The organism is Paraburkholderia sp. GW821-FHT02A12, from assembly GCF_059422005.1.
Map to the genome: position 1 here is coordinate 2588929 of NZ_JBWKWA010000001.1, position 23098 is coordinate 2612026.

21 protein-coding genes and 3 pseudogenes are annotated in these 23098 nt (G+C 60.1%); 9 read left to right on the forward strand and 15 right to left on the reverse strand.

From position 1 onward, the window contains the following. Positions 1–113 precede the first annotated feature (113 nt). The 3 genes from AC07WT_RS11745 to AC07WT_RS11755 all read right to left on the reverse strand — a co-directional run bounded on the left by AC07WT_RS11745 (position 114) and on the right by AC07WT_RS11755 (position 3988). The gene (locus tag AC07WT_RS11745; RefSeq protein WP_494947208.1) at positions 114–1766 is read right to left on the reverse strand and encodes an AMP-binding protein; all 1653 of its coding nucleotides are present in this window, start codon (positions 1764–1766) and stop codon (positions 114–116) included. 14 nt (positions 1767–1780) lie between these two features. Then, on the reverse strand, positions 1781–2506 hold the full coding sequence (locus tag AC07WT_RS11750) for a nitroreductase (RefSeq protein WP_494947209.1): 726 nt from the start codon (positions 2504–2506) through the stop codon (positions 1781–1783). A 123-nt stretch (positions 2507–2629) separates the two neighbouring features. Further along, entirely contained in the window at positions 2630–3988 is a 1359-nt protein-coding gene (locus tag AC07WT_RS11755) for an MFS transporter (protein WP_494947210.1), read from the reverse strand. Between the two features lie 140 nt (positions 3989–4128). Here AC07WT_RS11755 and AC07WT_RS11760 point away from each other — a divergent pair, with 140 nt between their 5' ends. Next, positions 4129–4296 carry a hypothetical protein gene (locus tag AC07WT_RS11760; RefSeq protein WP_494947211.1) on the forward strand — a complete coding sequence of 56 codons (168 nt, stop codon included), beginning with the start codon at positions 4129–4131 and terminating at the stop codon, positions 4294–4296. Positions 4297–4334: 38 nt separating this feature from the next. On the opposite strand, the gene AC07WT_RS11765 is transcribed toward AC07WT_RS11760, so the two are convergent. Beyond that, the gene (locus AC07WT_RS11765) at positions 4335–6023 is read right to left on the reverse strand and encodes a tannase/feruloyl esterase family alpha/beta hydrolase (RefSeq protein WP_494947212.1); all 1689 of its coding nucleotides are present in this window, start codon (positions 6021–6023) and stop codon (positions 4335–4337) included. A gap of 548 nt (positions 6024–6571) precedes the next feature. Next, positions 6572–7588 carry an AraC family transcriptional regulator gene (locus AC07WT_RS11770; RefSeq protein ID WP_494947213.1) on the reverse strand — a complete coding sequence of 339 codons (1017 nt, stop codon included), beginning with the start codon at positions 7586–7588 and terminating at the stop codon, positions 6572–6574. Positions 7589–7953: 365 nt separating this feature from the next. On the opposite strand from AC07WT_RS11770, the gene AC07WT_RS11775 reads away from it, so the two are divergent. After that, positions 7954–8721, forward strand: a complete 768-nt coding sequence (locus AC07WT_RS11775) for a 3-hydroxyacyl-CoA dehydrogenase (protein ID WP_494947214.1) — start codon at positions 7954–7956, stop codon at positions 8719–8721. Between the two features lie 151 nt (positions 8722–8872). Then, positions 8873–10081 carry an acetyl-CoA C-acetyltransferase gene (locus AC07WT_RS11780; RefSeq protein WP_494947215.1) on the forward strand — a complete coding sequence of 403 codons (1209 nt, stop codon included), beginning with the start codon at positions 8873–8875 and terminating at the stop codon, positions 10079–10081. Between the two features lie 254 nt (positions 10082–10335). Here AC07WT_RS11780 and AC07WT_RS11785 read toward each other — a convergent pair whose 3' ends face one another. Continuing rightward, positions 10336–11253, reverse strand: coding sequence for an oxidoreductase (locus tag AC07WT_RS11785; protein ID WP_494947216.1), 918 nt, complete (start codon positions 11251–11253; stop codon positions 10336–10338). A gap of 49 nt (positions 11254–11302) precedes the next feature. Then, positions 11303–11872 carry a TetR/AcrR family transcriptional regulator gene (locus AC07WT_RS11790; RefSeq protein ID WP_494947217.1) on the reverse strand — a complete coding sequence of 190 codons (570 nt, stop codon included), beginning with the start codon at positions 11870–11872 and terminating at the stop codon, positions 11303–11305. Positions 11873–12171: 299 nt separating this feature from the next. Here AC07WT_RS11790 and AC07WT_RS11795 point away from each other — a divergent pair, with 299 nt between their 5' ends. Continuing rightward, positions 12172–12609: a hypothetical protein gene (locus AC07WT_RS11795; RefSeq protein ID WP_494947218.1), complete on the forward strand. Its 438-nt coding sequence runs from the start codon at positions 12172–12174 to the stop codon at positions 12607–12609. A 15-nt stretch (positions 12610–12624) separates the two neighbouring features. Here AC07WT_RS11795 and AC07WT_RS11800 read toward each other — a convergent pair. The 6 genes and pseudogenes from AC07WT_RS11800 to AC07WT_RS11825 form a co-directional block, all read right to left on the reverse strand. Then, positions 12625–13496, reverse strand: a pseudogene (locus AC07WT_RS11800) (nucleotidyl transferase AbiEii/AbiGii toxin family protein). After that, on the reverse strand, positions 13484–14566 hold the full coding sequence (locus AC07WT_RS11805) for a type IV toxin-antitoxin system AbiEi family antitoxin (protein ID WP_494947219.1): 1083 nt from the start codon (positions 14564–14566) through the stop codon (positions 13484–13486). The pseudogene AC07WT_RS11800 and the gene AC07WT_RS11805 overlap by 13 nt, the downstream one beginning before the upstream one ends. A gap of 216 nt (positions 14567–14782) precedes the next feature. Beyond that, positions 14783–15038, reverse strand: a pseudogene (locus AC07WT_RS11810) (DUF2274 domain-containing protein). A 1213-nt stretch (positions 15039–16251) separates the two neighbouring features. Then, the gene (locus AC07WT_RS11815) at positions 16252–16581 is read right to left on the reverse strand and encodes a hypothetical protein (protein ID WP_494947220.1); all 330 of its coding nucleotides are present in this window, start codon (positions 16579–16581) and stop codon (positions 16252–16254) included. Further along, positions 16578–17000: a type II toxin-antitoxin system VapC family toxin gene (locus tag AC07WT_RS11820; protein WP_494947221.1), complete on the reverse strand. Its 423-nt coding sequence runs from the start codon at positions 16998–17000 to the stop codon at positions 16578–16580. The genes AC07WT_RS11815 and AC07WT_RS11820 overlap by 4 nt, the downstream gene beginning before the upstream one ends. Beyond that, a complete protein-coding gene (locus AC07WT_RS11825) occupies positions 16988–17242 on the reverse strand; it encodes a type II toxin-antitoxin system Phd/YefM family antitoxin (RefSeq protein ID WP_494947222.1) in 255 nt (84 codons plus the stop codon). The genes AC07WT_RS11820 and AC07WT_RS11825 overlap by 13 nt, the downstream gene beginning before the upstream one ends. A 630-nt stretch (positions 17243–17872) precedes the next feature. Between AC07WT_RS11825 and AC07WT_RS11830 the strand changes: the two genes are divergently transcribed. After that, the gene (locus AC07WT_RS11830) at positions 17873–18271 is read left to right on the forward strand and encodes an Arm DNA-binding domain-containing protein (protein ID WP_494947223.1); all 399 of its coding nucleotides are present in this window, start codon (positions 17873–17875) and stop codon (positions 18269–18271) included. Positions 18272–18352: 81 nt separating this feature from the next. Here AC07WT_RS11830 and AC07WT_RS11835 read toward each other — a convergent pair. Together AC07WT_RS11835 and AC07WT_RS11840 are read right to left on the reverse strand one after the other, a co-directional pair. Continuing rightward, a pseudogene (locus AC07WT_RS11835) lies at positions 18353–18877 on the reverse strand (PAAR domain-containing protein). Positions 18878–19133: 256 nt separating this feature from the next. Further along, on the reverse strand, positions 19134–19739 hold the full coding sequence (locus AC07WT_RS11840) for a TetR/AcrR family transcriptional regulator (protein ID WP_494947224.1): 606 nt from the start codon (positions 19737–19739) through the stop codon (positions 19134–19136). Positions 19740–19858: 119 nt separating this feature from the next. Here AC07WT_RS11840 and AC07WT_RS11845 point away from each other — a divergent pair, with 119 nt between their 5' ends. From AC07WT_RS11845 to AC07WT_RS11860, 4 genes are all read left to right on the forward strand, one after another. Further along, positions 19859–19999: a hypothetical protein gene (locus AC07WT_RS11845; RefSeq protein ID WP_494947225.1), complete on the forward strand. Its 141-nt coding sequence runs from the start codon at positions 19859–19861 to the stop codon at positions 19997–19999. Positions 20000–20106: 107 nt separating this feature from the next. Further along, positions 20107–20502 (forward strand): VOC family protein, encoded by a 396-nt coding sequence (locus tag AC07WT_RS11850; RefSeq protein ID WP_494947226.1) that lies wholly within the window; start codon positions 20107–20109, stop codon positions 20500–20502. A gap of 406 nt (positions 20503–20908) precedes the next feature. After that, the gene (locus AC07WT_RS11855; protein WP_494947227.1) at positions 20909–21667 is read left to right on the forward strand and encodes a type IV toxin-antitoxin system AbiEi family antitoxin domain-containing protein; all 759 of its coding nucleotides are present in this window, start codon (positions 20909–20911) and stop codon (positions 21665–21667) included. Then, positions 21660–22580 carry a nucleotidyl transferase AbiEii/AbiGii toxin family protein gene (locus AC07WT_RS11860; RefSeq protein ID WP_494947228.1) on the forward strand — a complete coding sequence of 307 codons (921 nt, stop codon included), beginning with the start codon at positions 21660–21662 and terminating at the stop codon, positions 22578–22580. The genes AC07WT_RS11855 and AC07WT_RS11860 overlap by 8 nt, the downstream gene beginning before the upstream one ends. The last annotated feature ends 518 nt before the right edge of the window (positions 22581–23098 follow it).

Here is a 23098-nt window from a genome sequence, read left to right on the forward strand (position 1 = left end):
GTACCTCGTTCATGCCAGTCTGCGGCAGCATGCCTACGAATACGCGCGATGACCGCCGCACGTGACTGTAGTCGCACGCTACAGTCCATGGCGAGTTCGGAAGACAACCCGCGTCATCCGGCGAGTCGGGTAATGGCTATTCGGCTGCCCGCTTGCTCGCGCAGACGAAATTTCTGGATCTTGCCTGTAGCGGTTTTCGGCAATTCACCGAAAATTACCCGACGCGGGCATTTGAAATGGGCCAGTTTCTCCCGGCAAAACAGGATTACGTCCTGCTCCGTTATGTCGGCGGCATCCGGCTTCAGTTCGATGAAGGCGCAAGGCGTCTCGCCCCATTTTTCGTCAGGCTGCGCGACCACGGCTGCGTTGAGTACGCCTGACATGCGATAGATAACTTCTTCCACTTCTACAGATGAGATGTTTTCTCCACCCGAGATGATGACGTCCTTCGAGCGGTCTGTGATCTGGATATAGCCGTCTGGATGAACGACAGCAAGATCGCCGGTATGAAACCAACCGCCGGAGAAAGCTTTTGCCGTTGCGTCGGCATTCTTCAGGTATCCCATCATCACCGTATTCCCGCGGACCAGAACTTCGCCGCAGGACTGGCTATCGGCCGGCACCGGTTCGAGCGTCGTAAGATCGGCGACCGCCATTTTCTCGAACGCTGCCGCACGTACACCTTGTCGCGCTTTCAATTTTCCTTGCTGCTCCGGCGGCAATGCATCCCACTCATCGTGCCATGCGCAGCTGACGGGCGTGCCGGAGATTTCGGTAATTCCAAACACGTGGCCGACATCGAAACCCATCGCGCCAACGGCCTCCAGAACTGCTGCCGGCGCGGGCGAGCCGGCGGTAAGGACGCGCACACGACGCGGCAGCGGCTGCCGTTCCGATTGCGGCATGCTCGCGATGCCTGCCAGAACGATGGGTGCCGCACAAAAATGATCGACGCCATGTTTCGCGATCGCCGAAAGAACATTGGCCGCATTGACCTTGCGCATGCATACGTGCGTTCCTGCCGCCGCAGTAATCGCCCATGTGAAGCACCAGCCGTTCGCATGGAACATGGGAAGCGTCCACAAATAAATCGGCGCACGAGGCAGAGGCCAGTTCGTCATCTGCAGAAGGCTCATCAGATACGTGCCGCGGTGGCTCGGAACGACGCCTTTCGGATCTCCGGTCGTGCCCGAGGTGTAGTTCAAGGCGATCGGCGTCCATTCGTCCACGGGGCCGCGGCCGCCAAATGCCGGGTCGCCGCTCGCCAGCAGCGACTCGTAATCGATTTCGCCGATGGCAGCGCCGTCAGGTGCTTCATGATCGTTGATGTCGACGAGGCGCGGCGGATTGGGGACTGACTGCAATGCTTTTTCGACCAGCGCAGCAAATTCGCGGTCCACCAGCAGGAGCTTGCATTCGCCGTGGCGCAGAATGAACGCGACACCGTCAGCATCGAGACGACAATTGATGGCGTTGAGCACGGCCCCCGAGAGCGGCACGCCGAAGTGGGCCTCGAGCATGGCTGGCGTATTCGGTGCGATGATCGACACGGTATCGCCCGGCTCGATCCCCAACTCAACGAGCGCCGACGCGAGCCGATAGCAACGCTCGCGAGTCGTCGCCCACGTCTGCCGGAATTCGCCATGAATGATCGCGGTCCGTTGCGGATAGACGTCGGCGGTTCGGTCGAGGAACGTCAATGGCGTCAACGGAACGTGGTTCGCCGGGTTCTTCTCAAGTCCTCGAGAGTAGGCGTTTGCACTCATGACTTTGTCTCCGTTCATTCATTATAGAAAGTGGTGAAATCCCTCACTGGGACACGGTCCGTCACCAGCGAATTCTCGATACAGTTGTGGTCGGCGTAACCTAGGCTCATTCCACAGACCAGCATCTGGTTGTCGGGAATCGACAGTTCGTCGGCGATGACGCGATGGAACTTGTTGAAAGCCGCCTGTGGGCAAGTGTCGAGGCCCCGTGCGCGAGCAGCAAGCATGACGCTTTGCAGAAACATGCCGGTATCCAGCAGACTTCCTTCACGCATGACCCGGTCCACTGTGAAAAACAGCCCGACCGGCGCATCGAAGAAGCGATAGTTGCGACCGTGCTGCACGTGCATTCGCTCCTTGTCACCCTTCTCGATGCCCAGCAACCCATACAGGTTCCAACCGACCTTGCGGCGGCGGTCCACATATGGCGCGATCCATTCGCGTGGATAGTAGTCGTAGGGCTCGTCAAGATCTGAACTGCGGGCCGGATCGTCATTGATGTCGTTGATGGCGGCGGACAGGCGGGACTTCGTCGCGCCTGTCACGACATGCACATGCCACGGCTGGATGTTGACACCCGTGGCGCTAAACCGCGCAACCTCCAGGATAGACTCGATTTCCTCGCGGGCAACGGGTGTGGGCAAGAAGGCACGGACGCTGCGCCGGCTGACGAGCGCCCAGTCGACGGCTCGACTTACGTCGATAAACGAGCTGAAAGGAGGAGGAGATAGACGGTCCATTTTTTTCCTGCATGTCGAGAATGTACTGCGGCGTGGGCGGTTTTTTTTCGAGTGAAGAACCTGCAAGACTGGCCCTCTTCGAACAAACGACGCTCGCCCATCAAGCAGCTTGCGATAGAGACCTCAGCGCCCTGCACTGCCCTGAACTTCGGCGACAGGCGCGCTGTCTTCGCGGTAGGAATCGGCACGCGCGTGATCGATCAGCGTCACGGCCATTGCTCCGATAAGGCCAGCCAGGCCGATTGCCATGAAGTTCTGTTCCAGCGGAAGCTTCAGGGAGACGAGCCAACCAATGAGCACGGGCGCCACGATCGCGCCGATCCGGCCCACGCCAGAAGCAAAGCCAACACCGGTAGAGCGGATCGCATGAGGATAGAAGCCGCCCGCGTAAGCATAGGCAAGCAACTGAGTACCGAGCGTCGATGCGCCCACAACAAACACAACGACAAACAACGACACTGTCGATTTCGTGTACCCCATCAGTGAGAGTGCAACCGTCCCCACGATGTAGAACCCGATCAGCACCCGCTTGATATTGATCCTGTCGCCCAGCCAGCCGCCGAGGATCGCACCTGCGATGGCGCCGACATTGAAGACGATCACGAAGTTCAAAGCTGAACCCAGGCTATATCCAGCCATTGCCATTAGCTTGGTCAACCAGGAGCTCAGTGCGTACACCATGAAAAGGCCCGTCATGAATGCGACCCACATCATCGTAGTGCTGAAAGCCAGCCCGTCCCGGAAGAGTTGTCGCACCGAAGGGTGCTTGCTTTTGTCCGACGAAGGTCCTGCAAACTGCTCCTGACCACTCAGCGGATAGTCGGGCGCCAGGCGCTTCACGAGCGTGCGCAGCTCGTTGTGTCGGCCGCTTTTGACCAGAAAGGTCATCGAATGAGGCATCGTTTTAATGATGAACGGAATCAACAGGACGGGCAGGCCCGCGGCAAAAAAGACGGATTGCCAGCCATAGGTGCCGATAAGCTGTTTTGCCGTCAGCGCCACCAGAATGCTGCCAATCGAATACCCCGCGAAGACGAGCGTCACCAATCGCGTGCGCAAGGCGTTGGGAGAGAACTCCGCCATCTGCGCGGTGACAATCGGTAAAACGCCTCCAATGCCGAGGCCCGCAATGAATCTGGTTACGCTGAAACTGAGGGGATCGTTCGTCAGCCCCGCGGCGGCGGTGAAAAGACTGAACAGTGCTACACAAACGCAGATCATCATGGGCCGGCCGAAACGGTCAGCCAGCGTCCCAAGGAAAATAGCGCCAAGCATGACGCCAAAAAGAGCCGATGCGGCCATGATGCCGGCACTCGTCGCGTCGATGCGCATGCCCTTCATGATCGAGGGGAGCGCTGCACCGACTATGGCGAGATCGTAGCCGTCAACTATCAGCATCAACATGCACCAGAACAGGACCAGCCTGTGCAAACCATTGAATCTGGCCTGGCCCGCGAGTGAATGAACATCAATCTGGTTCATGTTTGTCTCCTTTGATTTGACGTCGTGAGCGAAGCCCACGCAGGCGCTAATGGCGTCGTCGATAACATGGCCTCGTCGCGCCCTAATCGTCTGTCGCCGCTGTGCGGTAAGCAGTGTCAGGCTGAGGCTGCTGGCAGTCCATGTCCATTAACGTCAAGATGGGTGAGGTCGCCGAACACCTGGGCGGTATTGCGCCACTGGCGGCAGACTGCATGCCCTTGCGCTTCGGCGATGAGATGCCGCGTTGCATCTGGCAGGAATGTATGCGCCCAGCCGCGGCAGCACTCGCGGTGCCGGACGTAACCTGACCGCCCGGCACCGCGGGTAGCCCGCAGAGCCAACTCAATTAGTTCGAGCACACGAAGCTGGCTGCAAGATTCTGGTCGCCACCGATGAATTTGGGCCACTGTGGGTATTCGCACATTGGCCGCGTGCGTCCAGCTGTTGGCGGAGTCAGGTCGGTGATAATCAGATCTTTGGGCTCGATCCCTTTCGTCACCCAGTTGTCCAATGCCGTCAGACCATCATATGAACCATTGAATTGTCCGCCGAGACCGTGCGCCGCGCCCGGCACCAGATAAAACTTCAGAAATTGACTAAGTGGCCGCTGCCCGAACCGGGACACCAGCCCGTTGTAGTAATCAATCGACAATTGCGCCGGAATGAACTGGTCGGATTGCCCGTGCTGGAGAATGATCTTGCCGCCGCGGCTCTGGAATTGACTCAAGTCGGTGCTGGTGCTGTCCATGAGTGCGCTCACCGTCTGCACGCGCGAGGTTAATGATCCCGGGTTGGCGGGATTAAAATTCAGAATGCTCAAGCCGGGGTCGCGAGCGACCGCAAACCGGAGCATGTCGTTTGAAAACGTGTAATAAAACGCGCTCTCGCCGGCCACCCCAGGTTCAATTACCGCATCTGCGGCTGACGCGCCCCAAGCCAGGCCGGTCGACCAGAAGTCCGCCCCGGCGAACGCGTTATATGCTGGAAATGTCTGTATTCCGTTTGCCAGATTGAATCTAAAGTCAAGCGGTGTGCCAGCGGTGGTTAGGGTATTAATTTGTGCGTCTGACAAGCAACTGTCACCGGTGTCGCCCCCGCCGGCGCAGCGAATCACGGTTGGATCGAACACGCATGCTGCAGGGTTACTGATAATGCCGTCAGCGACGCCATCCAGAGCGTCGCATTGCTTCATGACGGCTGCGAGAACGGCCTTGCCTTTCGCAGGCGTGACGTATCCTCCGGGTGCCAGCAGAGATTGCGAGATCCTGCCCATCTGGAGCCATAGTCCTGTTATTCCTGAAGCGGGAAAGGTCGAAATGATACCGTCGTAGTCTTGCGGGAACCGTTGTGCCGCAATCAAACCTTGTCGTCCTCCGCTCGAACCACCAATAAAATAACTGTGCGCGAAGTCCGAGCCATATCGTGCCTTTGCGATGTAGGCTGCGAAGTCATGGGTCTTCTTGATGTGGTCGCCTGCGTAGTTGGCGAGTGCCTCATCGTTTGCTGCGAAGGAACCGTCCAGGGCGGTTCCCTCATGCCCACTGTCACTCCCGACAGTCACATAACCTCTGCGCAACGGCGTACTGACGCCTGCGGGCTCTGCCCCGACTAAGAACCCGTCAGCGGGTGAGCCCTCGGTATTGGCGATGGTGCCGTCAAATCCCCCGCCACCAAAGTGAACAGTTTTTCCGTTAAAGTCAGTCGGAAGATCCACTTCCGCCCGGATATCGGGCGCATTGAAGTCCACCGGATGAATACTTCCGAGCACTTTGCAGTACTCGCCATTGTTGTTGCCGGAATCGGTATCTGCAACGAGCGTCGCGGACACGACCGTGGCACCGGTCGTCGGCAATCCGATCGAGCCGGCGGGGACAGTCATACCAGCCAACGCACTGCACCTGGCCGCTGGCGTCACGGCTGCGGCGTTTGCCGGTGTGGTGTCATTGCCGCCACAGCCAGATACGCCAACAGCTGATGCTGCGAATAAAGCACTCACAATTGCCGAGCTTCGGCGGCTACTTAACCGGGTTCTCATTCTCGTCTCCGCATATTTTTTGCTACCGCAATGAGTTGCTCATCGACGGAAAACTTTCTTTTCTCGCCGCTGAGTAGGTGACGCGTTGGCGAGAAGACCGCTGTCAAATAAGCGATAAAGCTTCATTTATTCGGCAGCGGCGATCAGATGCGAGGCTCTCGCGGAACCAACTCCGCTTATTCCGCGCAACCGGGCGCGAGGCTTGTTCTGATTTGCCGAACGCGACTGCAGTGTCAGCCTGGTTGGGACACCAATCCATGTCCGCCGACCTCAGTTTGTATGACGTGTATGGGCACGCTGCGCTTTCGTTGCGCTTCGTGCCCGGCCCGCTCATCGCCCCGAGAACCAGGTGAGCGTCAGTTGGATGGCGCTTCGGTCTCGCCTGTCTGTCTGTCTGCGGTTCATTCGGTTGCACGGTTGTGCATTGAACCTGCAGTCATGGGTTTGCGCGACGCGTGGGTGGGAGAGGAGGAACCTTTCGACCGTTCAGACGTGCAAGCACATCTGAGCGCGCCAACTGTGCCATGACAACGCTGCAACTTCTAACGTCAAGAGTTCGCCCTGCCATGGCGGTACATTCCCGGACTGGCGCCCGTCCACTTCCTGAAGGCCCTGTGGAAAGCGCTAGTTTCCTGAAATCCAGTCCGTGCAGCGACTTCGGCGACCGTGAGAGAGCTGCTGGAAAACAACTCGATGGCGATGTCACGGCGCAATTCGTCTTTCAGTTGCCGGTAGTTCGTGCCTTCGGCCAGCAGGCGGCGTTGCAGCGTGGCCGCGGACAGATTCAGTAAGCGCGATAGTGCGTCGAGGTCAGGCCAGTCGTCGGGAGCCTCGTTTCTGAGTCGGCGTCTTACCAGGGCCGTAGTGCTGGATTCGTTGCGATATTTGACCAGGATATTGGCTGGTGCGTTGCGCAGAAATGCACGCAGGCTCGCTTCCGTCTCGGACAGTTTCAGGTCGAGGAAACTGCGATCGAACCGGATCAGGGTCTCCTCTGCGGAGAACGTCACATCCTCGCAGAAGCGCATACGGTAGTCGCTGTCATCGATTGGCGCCGAAGCGCGAAACCTCATCTCGATTAGCGGAATCCGTCTGCGTGCGAGCCAGCACGCAAGGCCGTGCACGAGGATGAACCAGGTCCCGTAGGCAAAGAGGCGGCGCGTCCGCCCATCGTCATGCAGGATGATCAGTGCATGCTCGCCTTCGCAGCGCAACTCCCCATGAATGTCGTCGAGAACCGCACGCAGGAACTTCAGCATGCGACGCAGCGCGTGTTCCAGATTGTCGGCATGCAGCACGGCGTGACACATCAGAGCGTAACTGCCCCGCCGCAGCGCGTGGCTGTCGAGACCAAAGAACTCATCGTCCATCAAGTCGGCCAGAGCCGCCCACAGGCGCGAAAAGGCTAACGCCGGCACTCGGGCTCTCGGCGCATTCAACAATTCTGCCGCGATTCCAGCGTGCTGGAGAACGGCCGGCACATCGAGATTACGTTGTGTGGCAACGAGAATAGCTTCACGTACCAGGCCGATAGAGGTTGTGCCCTTGTCTTGAGCGTCATTCATGGTCAGGGTCCACCCACAGAAAGTGCACTGATGTTAATCGCTGCCGCGCGCAAGTGAAACCTGGTACGACTGGGCACGAGCAGTCATCGGCCGAGGAACGCCGGCGTGCGACGCAATCCCCGCACGATATGTCCGAAAGGCGCACGCATGAAGAGGTCTATGGGCATGGGCGTACTTTCGCGTGCCGCTTACCATGACCAGCCAGTTGATCATCGCGAACATGGCTTTGTCGGCCGGGGTCATGCAGCGTGCCGGTCGCATCACATGACCGTCCAACGGGATGCATGGCCCCGGCATTCAGTGCTCACAGCGAAGCACGGGCCCGGTGCCTTGCGCGTCAGGGTGGTCACTTCCGGGAGACAGAAGTGCAGATTCGAGGGAAAGGTTTCGTCGTCACAGGTGGCGGCTCAGGGCTCGGCGCAGCCACGGCGCGCCGTCTGGTGGCGGGCGGCGCTCGCGTGCTGCTCGTAGATTTGAACCAGGAAGCCGGTATTGCGGTGGCGGTGGAACTGGGCCGCAATGCCCACTTCGTCAAGGCTGACATATCCGACTCAGCGAGCGCGGAGAGTGCGTTGGCTACGTTCCGCGACACCTTCGGCCCACTCCATGGCCTGATCAATTGCGCAGGCGTTGCCCCCGCCGAGAAAGTGCTCGGGCGCGAAGGCCCGCACCAGCTGGAGAGTTTCGCGCGCACCGTTCAGATCAACCTGATTGGTGCCTTCAACATGGTACGGCTGGCCGCAGCCTGCATGGCCGGGAACATGCCCGAGTCCGATGGCGAGCGCGGGGTCATCATCAATACCGCTTCAGTCGCGGCCTTTGACGGCCAGATCGGGCAAGCAGGCTACGCTGCCTCCAAAGGCGGAGTCGTGGCAATGACGCTGCCTGTCGCGCGGGAATTGGCCCGCCATGGCATTCGCGTGCTCGCCGTCGCGCCCGGAATCATGGAGACGCCGATGCTCAAAGGCATGCCCGCCGAAGTACAAGACGCCCTTGGGAAAATGGTCCCCTTTCCCGCGCGCCTTGGTCGGCCAGAAGAATTCGCGGGACTTGTGCTGCACATCCTCGAAAACACCTACCTCAACGGCGAGGTGATTCGCCTTGACGGCGCCATCCGTATGGCGGCCAAGTGAACTCAGCGCCTGGAGTGCGCATCGTTATGCTGCCGCCGCCTTGCTTCGGTCCGCCGAGGCGCCGAATCCCGATCGGTTCAGAGGATTCATCCGCGATGACACTTTCCTCACCCCTTGCAACGCCGCCACGAAGCGGCGGATGGAGACTCGCATGCCTGCTTCTTCGATTTCCAACGATCCCGTCGTGATCGTCGCTGCTGCCCGTACGCCACTGAGTGGTTTCCAGGGCAGCTTCGCTTCACTGACAGCGCCTCTCCTGGGCGCCAACGCCATCCGGGCCGCAGTGCAACGAGCCGGGCTGCAACTCGATGCCGTAGATGAGGTGCTCATGGGCTGTGTGCTGCCCGCAGGCCTCGGCCAGGCGCCCGCGCGCCAAGCGTCGCTTGGAGCGGGTTTGCCGGTATCAGCGGGCTGCACCACGATCAACAAGGTCTGCGGCTCGGGTATGAAGGCAACGATGCTGGCGCACGATCTGCTGCTGGGCGGGAGTCAACAGGTGATCGTGGCGGGCGGCATGGAGTCCATGAGCAACGCGCCCTACCTGTTGCCCAAGGCCCGCTCGGGTCAGCGCCTGGGACACGGTCAGGTGCTGGACCACATGTTCTTCGACGGCCTGGAGGATCACTATAGCCCCGCTTCCGACGGCCGCCTCATGGGCACCTTCGCCGAGGACTGCGCGCGCCACTTCGATTTCACGCGCGAGGCGCAAGACGCGTTTGCTTCGACCTCCACGCTGCGCGCGCAGCAGGCGCAGCGCAACGGCTTGTTCCGGTGGGAGATTGCGCCAGTGGCCGTGCCGGGTCGCAACGGCGAGATACTCGTCGACGAGGACGAGGCGCCCGCGAAGGCGCAACTGGACAAGATCCCGAAGCTCAAACCCGCCTTTGGAAAGGACGGCACAGTCACGGCGGCGAACTCCAGTTCCATCTCCGACGGTGCAGCGGCCCTGGTTCTCATGCGCCAGTCGACCGCACGCGAGCGTGGCTTATCGCCGCTAGCCGTTATCCACGGACACGCCACACACTCTCAGGAGCCGGCCTGGTTCACCACTGCGCCCGTGGGTGCCATCCAGAAGCTGCTAGCCAAGGTGGGGTGGCAGGCGAGCGATGTCGACCTCTGGGAAATCAACGAGGCATTCGCCGTGGTAGCCATGGCCGCGATGCGCGAGCTGACACTTTCGCATGAGCGCGTGAACGTGCATGGCGGTGCTTGTGCGCTGGGTCATCCGATCGGCGCGACGGGCGCGCGCCTCATCGTGACGCTGCTCGGTGCACTCCGGCAGCGCGGCGAGAGGCGAGGCGTGGCGAGTCTGTGCATCGGTGGCGGCGAGGCCACGGCGCTGGCAATTGAGATGGTCTGAGCAACATCAACGGCGCTTGTAGCAAGGTTTCGTCGCCCGGGCGAGGCTCGTCCAACCCGCGCCCCAGAGCAAGCCTACACGAGGGCCTGACGCACCGTTGTCGCCCCCCTATTCCGCGCCACTTGAATGTCAGAAAAAGAATTTTCTGAAGCATGAAAGCCACTGTCACATCAGTTCCGAATGGACGGTCATAATCATTTCCTTTGCTTTTCGCTGGAAGCCACGGCTTCGCAGCGTTGATCTGGTGAGTGAGGTCAGGCGGCCGGCAAGCCTGGATCGATGCCGGTCATGGCGATGGAGACGTCCCAGAGCCGCTTCGCGAGCGCGGGATCTTCGGCATGCGGCGCGCGCTTTGCTTCGCCGGCTACACCGCGGATTCCGCCAAAGCCGGTAGGACCGTAATAGCCTCCGGGCTTCACCTTGCCGGTCGCAGCCAGAAGTGCCGGCCACGCGCCCTTGTCGGCGCTATTGAGCAACAGGCCAACGATTGGGCCTGCGAACTGGGCAATCCCCATGTGGCGGCCAAGACTTGTATTGGCGACGCCAGGGTGCACGCCGATGGCTGTGACGGGCGACTTCGCCGCGCGCAGGCGACGATCCAGTTCGAAGAAGAACAACGCGTTCGCCAGTTTGCTGCCGCCGTAGCGATCGTACTTGATGTAGCTCTTGTCGGCGTTGAGGTCGTCCCAGTCGATCTTGGCCTTCAGATGCGCGATGCTCGAGGTCACGACCACCCGCGATCCCGGCGTCTCCGCCAGTTTAGGCAGGAGCAGCGAGGTGAGCGCGAACACGCCGAGATGATTGACGCCGAACTGCGATTCGAACCCCTGCTTCGTGCGCGTCAGCGGCGGATTCATGATCGCGGCATTGTTGATGAGCGCATCGATCCGTGGCTCCTTCGCGGCGATCTCGGCTGCGGTGCGAACGCTGTCCAGGTCACCGAGGTCGAGCGGCAACCAGACGAGATCGGCATTCGGCGTGATCCGCTTGATCCGCGCGATGGCATCCTGCGCCTTGGTCTGCTCGCGGCAGCCAAGGAGGACGCGAGCGCCCCTGGCGGCAAGCACCCGCGCGATTTCGAACCCGACGCCGGCGTTGGCGCCAGTGACGATGAAGCTTTTTCCCGTCTGCTTGGGAACTTTAGCTTCGGTGAAACCCTTGCTATTAGACATTTTCGATCCTTATCTATGAGTGATTACATACTCATTTATTGGTTAAAACTCAGGCAGCAGACCCCTTCCAGAACAGGTCGAACCCGGCCTGCCGGATGGCGTCACTTTCCTGAGGTTTGGCTGTGACCGCGTTGATGCTTATGTCGGCCAAGTCGAAGAGAATGGTATCGATGTAGAAGGCGATCCTGTCAGGCGCGGCATGGCCGGCGAGACACTCTTCCACCATCGTCCGTGCATCCCGCAGCATGGCGTGGCACCGGTTCCGGCTTTCCGCTTTCACGCGATCCGACACCTTCAACTGGCGAAGGGCCTTGCGCGCTGTGGCGTGAGCCAGTCCCCAGTCAATCAGACGGTTCCAGACTACGAATAGTCGGTCTTTGGCGGAGGCGTCCGCGGGATATGGCGCCAGCATCGTCTCTATGAAGTCAGCCTCGATCTCGAGAAAGAGCTGGTTGAGCAGATCGTCCTTGGTTGGAAAGTAAGTGAACAGCGCCCCCTCAGAAACGCCAGCAGCCTTTGCGATCTTGGCCGTGGACGCGCCTGTGCCCAGGCTGGCGACGAACTCGGCCGCTGCATGGAGCAGCGCCTGTCGCTTTTCTTCACTGAGGGGACGCGCCATATTTCCGTCTAACGATATTGAGTGAGTAGATACGCAATTATATAGGGGATGGCATGAGGTTGCTCAAGGGATGCAGCCCGCATCTTTCGCGGTCCACGCCGACCAAGCTCGAATGAAGATTATGTGGGCACACACCATGAGGCTGCGGCTGCCTTTTCAATAAGGGACGCTGTGGGGATCGAGGTGTCTGTCGAAAGGGAAATGCATTGGATTCAGGACCTTGATTGCAGCATCCGTCAGCATTTCCGCGCCACCTCCGCCCGGAGGCATCATCATGCCTACTTCGATAGGAGCAGGTGATGGCGCGTCCAGCCCTGACTAAGCTGACGCCGTTCACGCTTTTGGACGAGCCGGACCTCTCCTTCTCGCCATCTGACGCGACCCATGTCGACATCCATCCGTTGCGCGGGCTGGTGAATTTCGGGCCGTACTCGAAGGGTTCGTTTGGCGGCTATACGTCGCGCGTGCGCATCGCCACGGTCGGCCCGGAGAGCGCGTTCCATCGTCGGGGCGACCTGATGCGACTGCTGCGCGATATGCATCGACCGTCCGACCGATCCGAATACGTGCCGGAATATCCGGGTTTCGATCGCCTATTCCGCATCGCACTCGAATCGGCGCCCGCTAGCGCGCATATCAAATGGCCCGAACATCTCGACCAGCTTCCGGGTGACGGCGTGCCGGCGTCTTTTAACCCCGTGATGAGCGGCTCCAACAGCGAGCGAAGTTGCGCGTAGTCCATCGGGTACGACTCAACCTCGCAGCGCCATGGCGCGCAGCAACGCGTCGATCTGACCGAACGCATCCTGCTGCCACTGTTCGGGCGTGCGATCACCCAGCGCACGCGTGTCTTCGACGAAGCGCCTCACGCAGGTAGGCCCGTGTCCCTCGAAGGTGTCGAACTTCTCGGCGATGTACCGGAAGCCGCGTTCGCCGCTTGCATGCCCCAGCAGCGGCCGACATTCCCGTGCCAGTGCATCGATCCCATCGGGGTAGTTCCGCACACAGTAGTAGATATCGTAGGCGTCCTTCTGCTTGTAACGGCCCGCCAGTGCACGGCCCTTCATCGCCAGCAAAGCGGGGATGGAGCACACCGCGATCTCTACACGGTTCGTCCCTCCGTCCGGCATCGGCCCTGCCACCGCCACGAGTTGATAGAACCGCATCGCCAGATCGGCGCCATCCGCTCGCTGCACAGCAAAGTCGCTGATCAAGGGTGGATCGTTCTTGACGATTTCGGCGTCGCGGGGCATCAAAAATCAACCACGATGTCGATTGCTTCCCCGCCATCTCGTGCGGGAACCTGACGTACCAGCTGGAAGCGCCGAAGCCCCTCGCGCTGGGCGTATCCATGGCCTTGAAGCGCGCCGATCAAGGTGGCGTACTCGCCGTCGCCGAGTGCTTCCGCGTCCAGCCCGACGTCCACGTCGAGCGTGCCAACGTGGGGCATGTCTTCGCTGGCCAGCAGCAGCCAGGGGACCGCGCCACCGATGATGGCGAACTTGCCCTTGAAACTGCCAAGGATCTGGCCGATTTCGATGAGCACGGACTTCACGGCCGCGGTCGTGCGGTCGTCGTACTCAGCCGCGGATTGCGGTTCTTTCGGGGGTGTCATTTGGGCCATGAGAGTCGTTCCTGTCGCAGGTGGTCCGCAGCCTCGGCGCCACGCTCGCCGGCGATGGAAAGGTCAAGGTAGGTTTGAACCGGGCTCGTACAGACCGCGCCTGGCGCAGGTTCAACGGTATCGGCGAGCAGTCCCAAGTCCTTCGGCACGGTGACGACCACGTTCTCCCCCTTCGAGCTGGGCGCGAGCTTCAGCGCTGCCTGGAGCTTGCGCAGGCCTTCGTCATCGGCGAAGAAGTAGTGCGAGCCGGTGCGCGCGTACGGAGAAAGCCACTGCGCCGCCGAAAACGATGCGAAGGCCGCACGCCCGGGACCGTTATTCGCACGCAGAGCGCTTCGAGCCGCGTCTTCAAGTGCGCTGCCATGCAGCGGCGTGTAGAAGCGCAGCCGCTCACCTAGTGGCGCGGTGTAGCTGTCCCGCCAAGCGTCCAGCAGTGCATCGGGCTCCGAGAGGACCAGGCCATCGTCCGAGGCGCGTGCCCACTCCCGATCAATCAAGCCGGTGCGCACATTACTGACGTGTCCAAGGCTGACCCCGGAGATTTCCGACAACTCGGTTACCCGCCATGCCCGGCCTGGCTCACGCAGCATGGCGCGCAGCACCTGCGCAGATTTCGGCCTGAACAGCGACTTGAGTTCGCGCTGTTCGGCCACTGGCTTGTCCGCCACTGCGCGCTCGATGAACACGCCACCGAAGGCAATCCGGGCGTTTCCCTCCAAATCGAGATAGCCGACGCCCTTCTCTTCGCACATGTGTCTCACTGCTGGTGAGATGTAGGGAGCGATGAAGACTGGCGTCGCCGCGGGGGCTCGGTGCGCAATGTAGTTCCGCAGCTCCAGCAGCGCGGACCGGGCGTACCGCGGTTGCCCGTTCGACTTGTACTCGCAGATGAGTAGGTGCGGCCGACCGTCCACGAGCAGCCGGGCGATCAAGTCCGGCTCCCAATCGCCGGACATGACTTCGACATCGATGCCTTCGACCTGAAGGATCGGAATCTTCTCAAGCACCTCGCGCAGTGCTTCGCCAACACGGGTCTCGGCCTCTTTCACCATATTTGGCTCTTTCAACATACGCTGAAAATAGCATATTTTATGAAACTCGTGCCGTTAATTTCAATAAATTTGCCAATTTCAGCGAACGCTGAAATGCCACTTCTCACTGAAATTTCAGATTGTTGAGCCAGTCGTAGTCAGGCTACGACAACGACAACTATCCGAGTACTTGCCTCTGCAACCGACTGGCCGATGGGCGCACGGGTGCTGGAACGGCAACTTACAAGCAACCACTCAGGTCTCTGTCCTGAAAGTTTGCTGAAGATCAGTTCCCGGCCCCTTCTTGAATCCCCGATCCCCCGCCATGCCCCCCCAGCATGTGCGGGATCAGCGTCGCCGCATCGACCATTTCGCCATACGTCTGCGCGTGCAGCGTGGCATAGCGGTCGAGGTCAGCTTTCAAGCTGGCCGGACACGAGAAGGTCAACTTGATGCTTTCGGATTTTGGCAGCGACCCCAACTGCAGTTTGCACGTCGTGCTCGTCCCTATCCCCCGATTGAACGAGAGCTTCCTGCCGTTCACCGCGCGCGGGGACGCCACGACGTTATGCGACTGCCCGCCCGGTACTTCCGGCGAAGCTGCGTCGCTGCAGCATGGAGAACGAGCGGCCGCGCCTCCTCTCAGCGAAAGGCCAATTTCTACCGCACACGGCCGAATTGATCCGAAGTTTTTGCGTATACAGGAACGTATACGCATAACACATTCGAACATTTTATACTTTAAATTCAATAACTTATTGCTTTTATTCGAGTCCTCTCCTGCGCCACTAAAATAGATCCAGATCAGTTTGCTGGATGATGTTTGCGATGAAGCCTGCTCTTGCGGGCTTTTTCTTTTCGGGCGCACTGAAACGTGCTCGCGTTCCGCGATAAGCCGACATCGAGTGAGTACGTTTTTGAGTACACGAAAGTTCGAGTTCGCCAACATGTACTCAGCGCACGCCTCGAATCTGTGTTCGGAAATTTCGTAGAGGAGCTCGACACCGCCCACAAGCGCCGGGGAAACCTGTCGCTGACCAACGATGGACCCTGACAGCGGCGCTTTACGTCCTCATTCATCGTGTAGTGCGCCGCATACTGCTCGCGTAACTCATCGCTGACGGCAATCAGCCAATGCAGATCATCGAGTTCGATCATGCCGCGATTGTGGCCCGACGCAAATCGACGCGCAGCGGTATCCCATCTGCCGCGTCGTATCGATAAAGCCATGTCGAATGCTCTCGGCTGCGCGAGCGAGGCCGAATGGATCGTCCCCTTCCTTGCCCACTCAGGTGCTCGTCTTTTTCGGCGGCAAAACTTCGGCGAGCTTGACGTCTGGCACTTGGTCCATAGCCAGTTCCCCCTTCGTTTCCCCTCAAAATTTCGGACGCGGCGACGCAGGGACGTCACTCTCGACATCCAGCGTGCTAGAGGGATCGGCACGCAAGCGGCGTCGCTTCGCCAGCGCCTCATTACAGTTGGTCTTGCCGCGGGTTCGACATAGACCGTTTGCGAGCCCGGCCGAAGCTGCCCAGTCAGTTTCGCGGCAGCCACTTCCCCACTCCAATGCCTACCGCGCAAGAAGTTCCGCGTGCTGCCACCACGACGGATCGGAACGGCGGGCTGTTCAGTTTTTCATGCGTTCATACTTCCTGAACAGCAACCGACGCTGAACGCGACACCCCGCCTCACGGGGCGCCGGGGGAATCGCTACTACTCGACGCTCACTGTCCTAGCGTCTGCTTCCCAAGAAGGCACTCGACCTCCCGATGTCGATGTGCGTGACGTTCACGCATCATTTCGCCATCGATCTTGCAAATCACCCGGCTCATGCCGCTGATGGCCTGTCGATATCCAAGGCTGCCGAGCTGTCCCACTTCCTGCACCGCCGTCCGGCTGAACAGATACTGCCGAAGGGTATCGATGGTTCGCTTTAACCGCTGAGCGTTTAGCGTGATTAGTGCGTTCCTTACCAGCTTAATCTTGCGTTCGTCTTTCTCGCCGGGCCATTCGGAAAGCGTCGACGGAGTGAACTGCGCGATGCCCGTGTTCAATGAGCCGTCTTCGGGGCTTCGATGATTTCGATCACGTCTAGCGCGCGGAAATCATCAGGGTTGCTGGTGAGAAGCGGCAGATGATGTTCATGAGCCTGAGCAGCGATCCAGAGATCGTTATAACGCGGGCGTGGGCTACGACCCGCCGCCTTCATCACGGTCGCGAGCAGCCCGAATGAACGAGCGGTCTCACGCGTCACAGCAAGCACCGACATTCGTTCCACGGCACGCAGAAATGCAGTGCGCTGTGCTCGCTCCCGGGCGTCGTTTGGAAGTTGCGCGCCGAATTCCAATTCGCCAAGCGAGATCGCGGAAACGTGGACCAATTGAGACCCAGCGACGTTGTAGATTGCTTCAACGTCGAGAGCGCCTTTACTGAGATCGATCCAGACACATGTATCAACGATTACTTCTGCCACGGATCACGCACCTCGTCGTCGAAATCAGCATTACGGATATCGGCCATGTACCGATCGGCGACGTCGGGCGACATCTTAGGGATGCGCTCGAAGGCTTCGCGAAGTGTGAGAGCCCGCGCAGGCGGGTTGATCGTGCCAAGCACGGTGTTATTGCGGGTGATTGTGACCGATTCCCCGCGCGCCAAGGCGTCGAGCACCTGGTTCGTGCGCCGGGCGAGATCGGTGGCGGTTACAGTAGTCACGGAGACCTCCGGTCAGAATAGTACGCATTCTACGTAATTTACGTAATTTGTCCAGTCCTCCGACTTGCTTGCTAGTGCCCCCCTGATTTTTACGGTTCTCATGTGCGTACACGTTCCGTGTACCGGCGGAATTTTTGTACGGCTGCGAGGCGACTGCCCGACTAGTCGAACAGCCTGTAAAGGACCACGGGGTACCGCTGCATCATTGCCACGCTCACCCTGCTCGCCCTTTTTGTCACAGCTTCGGACGAGTGCGAAGATTCGCCCATCGAAGCAGATTCCCGTCGGGATAGGCTCATGTGCTGCTCCGAGCGTTGCGTTTGCGCGACAAGAGAGCGTCGTTTGCAAGTCAGCCCGAAATGAGTACATCAATGAGTACGCCGACAAGGCTCATTGAACTTAAATTCCCGTTAAATCAATCATCTACAAATAAAATCCGGGTCCTCTCCTGGGCACCATTAGTAGGTTTAGCAAGATCCAAGATGTTCCAGAAACACCCCTGAAAAGCCCGCCTCTGCGGGCTTTTTTGTTTTCTGACGTCCAGCACCTTCCCCTCCAAGCCACCACCCATGTAGTACAGCAACCAGTACATTGAAAGTTCGAGCTAATCTAATGTACTAGGTGATCGCCATGCCGCTGACAGCCAAACAGGTCGAAGCCGCCGAGCCATCGGCCAAGGAATACACCCTCAAGGACCGCGACGGCTTGTTTCTCTTCGTTGCAGTCAGTGGCGTGAAAAGCTGGCATTTTCGCTACAGCTTTGAACGGAAGCAGCAGCGTATCTCCTTCGGTGTATTTCCTCACATATTCCTTCAGCGCGCCCGCGAACTTACGGCTACCGCTCGAACGCAGGTCGCGAACGGCATCAATCCATCCCGCAATCGACAAAGCAGCAACGACCAGTCCTTCGCTGATGACGACGGCTCCTTCAGAGCGGCTGCGGAACGATGGTACAAAGGCAAGCAAGACGCGGGGCGATCAGTGTCCACGCTCGACAAAATACGGACCTATCTGGGTCTTTCGGACTGAGGTCATTGTCGAGTTGAACGATCGTCGTCTGGCCCTCCCCCGGCGCCATCCCGCCAGGGACCTTGCCACGCCCATAGTCGCTCATGATGTCGAGTGGCCGTGTCCGAACAGCAACGAGGCGGGCTCATCGGCTTCGTGCCATGGGGTATAGCCGTCGCCATCGGTCACGCGCGACACCACCTGACCGGCGGACGTTCGCAACGTATAAGGATGTCCGGCAACAGGCGATCCGCTCGCCGGATCCAGTACCTGGAAGCGACCGCGGTACCGCGACGCGGTCGCGTCCTTTTCATAGGTCGCTGCCGCGCCGCCCGTGGGCCTGCCGACGCCACTGGTAATGTCAGCCGTCGAATTGTGCTGGGAGGCAATGAGCGTCGCGCCGCACGCCGTCTTGTCGCCTTCCATCGCGGGTGGTCGCCCGTCAAACGTCATCCCCACAGGCAGGCTTCGCTGTCACGATTGGAAAAACACCACCCATCGCGGACAGGGCACCATGTCGCCGAGGAGCGCCATCGGCTTGCCATCCATCATGTTGCTGTGCGAGCAGTTCAGCACGACGCCATCGTGTGATGTCCGGTCGCCCTCCCGGATAAACGCGAACCCCATCATTCACTCCCTTGAATAGGAGGGGTAGCTGCTTTACCTCATACGATTGATAGACAAGGCGGTTTAGTCAGTTTTTGAGTACGGCGCTCGCACGCACTCGGGCAAAAAGGGTTCGTTCATCGGTTGCTTTCCGCAGGCTCCCGGATGGTGATTCGATGCGCGATGCACGTTTCTTGACGCCAGAACGTGGCGCCTTGCCGGCATGCAAAACGGCAAATACCGGCGTGCGATGCGTTCGCTGCACCGATGCGATATGTCATCGCCGGCGTTGGGTGCCTGCGTCGGCGGGGTCTGTGATCGACGTCGCGAACCGGCCGACGGCCTGCGCGATCCGTTCGGACAGCGCCGGATCGCGCACCGCGCGCGCGAGCGTGACACCTCCTGACAGCAGCGCGAGGAATGCAATGGCCCGATCCTCTCGATCGGCAACCGGCAGATCCTCCAACCCCGCCGACACCTCACCGACGATCCGCAGCAACTCCTCTTCGTATGCGTCGCGGGTTTCATCGTCCGCACGCATCACTTCGGGCGAGAGGCTGGGCAGCGCGCAGCTCTCGCCAAGTTCGCACGTGCGCCTGGGGCCCAGATAGAAGTCCACGAACGGGCGCCGCCAACGCGCGCCGTGCGCGGCTTTCAGCGCCGCGATGCCGAGCCGCAGCTGTTCGAGCCCCGTCAGCACAACGCTGCGGAACGCTTCGCTCTTCGATTTGAAATGGCCATAAAACGCGCCATTGGTGACGCCCGCCGCCTTCGCCAGCGGGCCAATGCCCGCGCCGCCGTAGCCTTCCTGACGGAACAGTCGGCTCGCGGCGTCGAGGATGCGGGTACGGGTTTCGTTCTTGTGTTCGACGGAATAACGCATGGACAGCTCACATTTAGAGTGATCGCTCTTTTTGCATAGAGAGCGATTGGTATGTATTATATAGAGAGTGATTAGTATTTATATCACGACCCACCATTCAATGATCTGGAGGACCTGTCATGCCGATTACGCTCACCGTATCCGAGGGCCTGCTTGAGCCCGACTGTGTGTACGCGGCCGATGGTGCCTGGGGGATCGCGGGACGCAGCTACGGCAACGCAGAGTTGATCGACATGATTGGCGCGGCCGCCGCGCGCTGAACGGCGCACCAGTGGCCCGATTGCGCTGGCGGCACGGACCTTGTCGCCCGGATGCGCGCGATGGGCGGACATCCGGGCATTCCAATGGAGTGGAAGGAGCAGCAACGATGATGTTGTCCAACTACCTTTTCTTCACGACGACCTGCGAGCAGGCGCTGGCTTTCTACGCGCGATGCGGGCTTGGGCACGTGACCGAGATGCGGCGCTACGACGTTGACGGCGTGCCAGCGCCCACCGACGCACTGCGCGGCAAGATCATGCATGCGCGCTTCGAGGGGCCGTGCGTGCTCTTCCATGCGTCCGACAATCACGACGCCGAGCCGATGTGCGGATCAGCGCATCTGCTCGTGATGGACAGGCGCGACGAGACCGGCCGGCTGTTCCACGCGCTGGCGGACGGCGGCACCGTGACGACGACGCTCGGCATCCAGCCCTGGGGCGATTACTTCGGCAAGCTGACCGATCGCTTCGGCGTGCAGTGGATGCTCGACTGCCGGGGCTGAGCAGCGTCGCCCCGCCGCGCATCGTTCACGCTATCGGAGTGAATCGACGTGAACGCGCCATCCAGCACCCCATGTCTGGACCAACGGTTCATTCTCGTGGATATCGTATGCCGCAGCGCGACGATCCTGCCGCGCCAGCCAGCGCCACGCATGCCCCGCTCCCTCGCCAAACCGGTGAGGCCAGGATGGTCTCGATGTGGCCGTCATGGTGGTGTCCCTCCAGGTACTGGGGTCGTTCCGCCTTACTCGGGGCCAGCCGTTTCATCTTAGGTCATGAACGGGAACGGCATGGCTACCCCCATTCGTCGATTAGATTCAGCGTCAAAAATATACTTTTATTTGATTTATCCGTCAATTTCTAATCAAGCGATGTCCGTGCGATTAGAATGTGTCGTAGAATTCGCTCATGGAGCGATTTCCCCGACATCAGCTAATCAAGCGCCTGCAGACAGACCTGCCCCGCGGTGCGCCCTTCGATCTCGCCACGCTGAACCAGCTTGGCGTGTCGACCCAGCTTGCCGCCCGCTACGTGAGCAGCGGCTGGCTGGTGCGACTGGCATCCGGCGTGTATGCCTTTCCCAACGACGATTTCCATCTCCACGCCACGCTCCGGTTCCTGCAGCAGCGTGTGCCCGGCCTGCACGTCGGCAGCAAGACCGCTCTCTCCTGGCATGGGGTGCGACACCAGCTCGGCCGGCGCGAGCCCCTGGTGCTGTGGGGCGATGAGCGTTTCGTGCTGCCCTCCTGGTTCACCAGCCGCTTTCCCGCGCGCTATGTGCACGCCCGTCTATTCGACTGGCCCGATCCATCCCTTGCCGCCCGAACACTTACTACGCCACCGGATGTACCGGACGGCGTCCAGGTCGCCGTCCCCGAACGCGCCGTGCTCGAGTTGCTGTACGACGTGGGTGTCCGCGAAGGACTCGACGACGCTCACGCGGTGTTCGAAGGTCTGCGCAGTCCGCGCAAGGAACTCGTCGGCCAGTTGCTCGCCTGCTGCACCAGCGTGAAAACCGTTCGTCTGTGTCTGACCTGGGCGCGCGAGACCAACCTGCTCGATGTCGATGCTTTGCTTGCGCAGTTCCAGCTCCCCACCGGCAGCCATCGGCGCTGGATGAGCCGTCTTCCCGATGGCACGTTGCTCGTACTGAAACCACATGGATAAATTCTTCGCCGATACCGTCCGGCTGCTGCTGCGCATTGCACCGGAGGTCTTTGCCAACGACCTCTTCGCGATGAAGGGCGGCACGGCCATCAACCTGTTCGTACAGAACATGCCGCGCCTGTCCGTCGATATCGATGTCGTCTATATACCCCGGCAGACACCGCGCGACGAAGCGCTCGCGGCTATCCAGCAGGAACTGGCCGCCGTCGAACAACGACTGGCTCCCCTGGGGCTGCGCACCCGCCTCGTCGGCAGCAAGGACCTCAGCGATACCAAGCTCCTCGTCGAGAACGAAACCAGTCAGGTCAAGATCGAGGTCAACACAGTCTTTCGCGGCACCGTCTTGCCTATCGAACGTCGTGCGTTGTGCGCCCGAACGACGGAGCAATTCGCCGCGGAACTGGCGTTGCCCATGCTCGCGCCCGATGAACTCTATGGCGGCAAACTCGTCGCGGCCCTCGATCGGCAGCACCCGCGCGATCTCTTCGACGTCTGGCAGCTTTATCAATCGGGCGGGCTGACGGAAGGTATGATCGAGTGCTTCGTCGTGTATCTGTCGGGCCATAACCGCCCCATCCATGAAGTGCTGTTCGGCCGCGACAAGAACATCACGCGCGACTACGACAGCGGCTTTGTGGGCATGACCGAAATGCCTTGCAGCCTGGACACGTTGCTGGAAACCCGCCAGCGATTGCGCCAGGAACTGCCGGCGCGCGTCACACCTGCGCAACGGCAATTCCTGCTTGGTCTGGCACGTGGTGAGCCGGACTGGTCCCTCCTCGCCGTTCCCCATGTCGCCGAACTGCCCGCGCTGCGCTGGAAGCTCACGAACCTCGATACTTTTCGACAACGCCGCCCCGCTGTCTTCGCGCAACACATCGAGGAACTCGAAGCCGCCTTTGCCCAACATTGAGATTGAGCGAAAGCGGCATCGGTTCGCAAAAAATGTGTAGCGAACGTGAAGCATGATGCTCGACATCGCGCTTCGCCGTCGTTGGCAATGAGCGTACCGCGACGAGTGATATCAGCCTCAACATGCCTCCTGGTACAGTCTGCGCTCCCGGTAGACAACTACCATTTCACCAAGAAGGAGAAGCGCATGTCCTGCACTCACGGAAGCCTTTCACGCAAGCTCGCACTGGCTGGATGCATGGCGATCGGCATGACGTCCGCCGCGTTCGCACAAACCGTTACACCAGCCACAGGTCTCGGGCAATCCTGGCCCAATGCCACGGATCAAAGCCGCAGTCCCCACTGGCACGTTTACGTGTTTTTCACTTGAATGGGATCAAGTACGCGACACCAGTGACAACCCCATATGGTTCATCGAGGAAGGCCTCGATATTCCCGGCGGGGCCCGGGAATAGCAGTCGTTGAGTTGAGGTGGTTGAATTGAATGTCATATAGCGACCATGTCGTCTGGGAGGCTAA

Bases quoted from the DNA above. Each gene is read 5' to 3' on its own strand.
- AC07WT_RS11760 (WP_494947211.1), top strand. From the start codon at position 4,129: ATGTCCATTAACGTCAAGATGGGTGAGGTCGCCGAACACCTGGGCGGT.
- AC07WT_RS11745 (WP_494947208.1), bottom strand. From the start codon at position 1,766: ATGAGTGCAAACGCCTACTCTCGAGGACTTGAGAAGAACCCGGCGAAC.
- AC07WT_RS11845 (WP_494947225.1), top strand. From the start codon at position 19,859: ATGCCGATTACGCTCACCGTATCCGAGGGCCTGCTTGAGCCCGACTGT.
- AC07WT_RS11765 (WP_494947212.1), bottom strand. From the start codon at position 6,023: ATGAGAACCCGGTTAAGTAGCCGCCGAAGCTCGGCAATTGTGAGTGCT.
- AC07WT_RS11795 (WP_494947218.1), top strand. From the start codon at position 12,172: ATGGCGCGTCCAGCCCTGACTAAGCTGACGCCGTTCACGCTTTTGGAC.
- AC07WT_RS11830 (WP_494947223.1), top strand. From the start codon at position 17,873: ATGCCGCTGACAGCCAAACAGGTCGAAGCCGCCGAGCCATCGGCCAAG.
- AC07WT_RS11770 (WP_494947213.1), bottom strand. From the start codon at position 7,588: ATGAATGACGCTCAAGACAAGGGCACAACCTCTATCGGCCTGGTACGT.
- AC07WT_RS11850 (WP_494947226.1), top strand. From the start codon at position 20,107: ATGATGTTGTCCAACTACCTTTTCTTCACGACGACCTGCGAGCAGGCG.
- AC07WT_RS11780 (WP_494947215.1), top strand. From the start codon at position 8,873: ATGCCTGCTTCTTCGATTTCCAACGATCCCGTCGTGATCGTCGCTGCT.
- AC07WT_RS11840 (WP_494947224.1), bottom strand. From the start codon at position 19,739: ATGCGTTATTCCGTCGAACACAAGAACGAAACCCGTACCCGCATCCTC.
- AC07WT_RS11755 (WP_494947210.1), bottom strand. From the start codon at position 3,988: ATGAACCAGATTGATGTTCATTCACTCGCGGGCCAGGCCAGATTCAAT.
- AC07WT_RS11750 (WP_494947209.1), bottom strand. From the start codon at position 2,506: ATGGACCGTCTATCTCCTCCTCCTTTCAGCTCGTTTATCGACGTAAGT.
- AC07WT_RS11790 (WP_494947217.1), bottom strand. From the start codon at position 11,872: ATGGCGCGTCCCCTCAGTGAAGAAAAGCGACAGGCGCTGCTCCATGCA.
- AC07WT_RS11805 (WP_494947219.1), bottom strand. From the start codon at position 14,566: ATGTTGAAAGAGCCAAATATGGTGAAAGAGGCCGAGACCCGTGTTGGC.
- AC07WT_RS11855 (WP_494947227.1), top strand. From the start codon at position 20,909: ATGGAGCGATTTCCCCGACATCAGCTAATCAAGCGCCTGCAGACAGAC.
- AC07WT_RS11860 (WP_494947228.1), top strand. From the start codon at position 21,660: ATGGATAAATTCTTCGCCGATACCGTCCGGCTGCTGCTGCGCATTGCA.
- AC07WT_RS11785 (WP_494947216.1), bottom strand. From the start codon at position 11,253: ATGTCTAATAGCAAGGGTTTCACCGAAGCTAAAGTTCCCAAGCAGACG.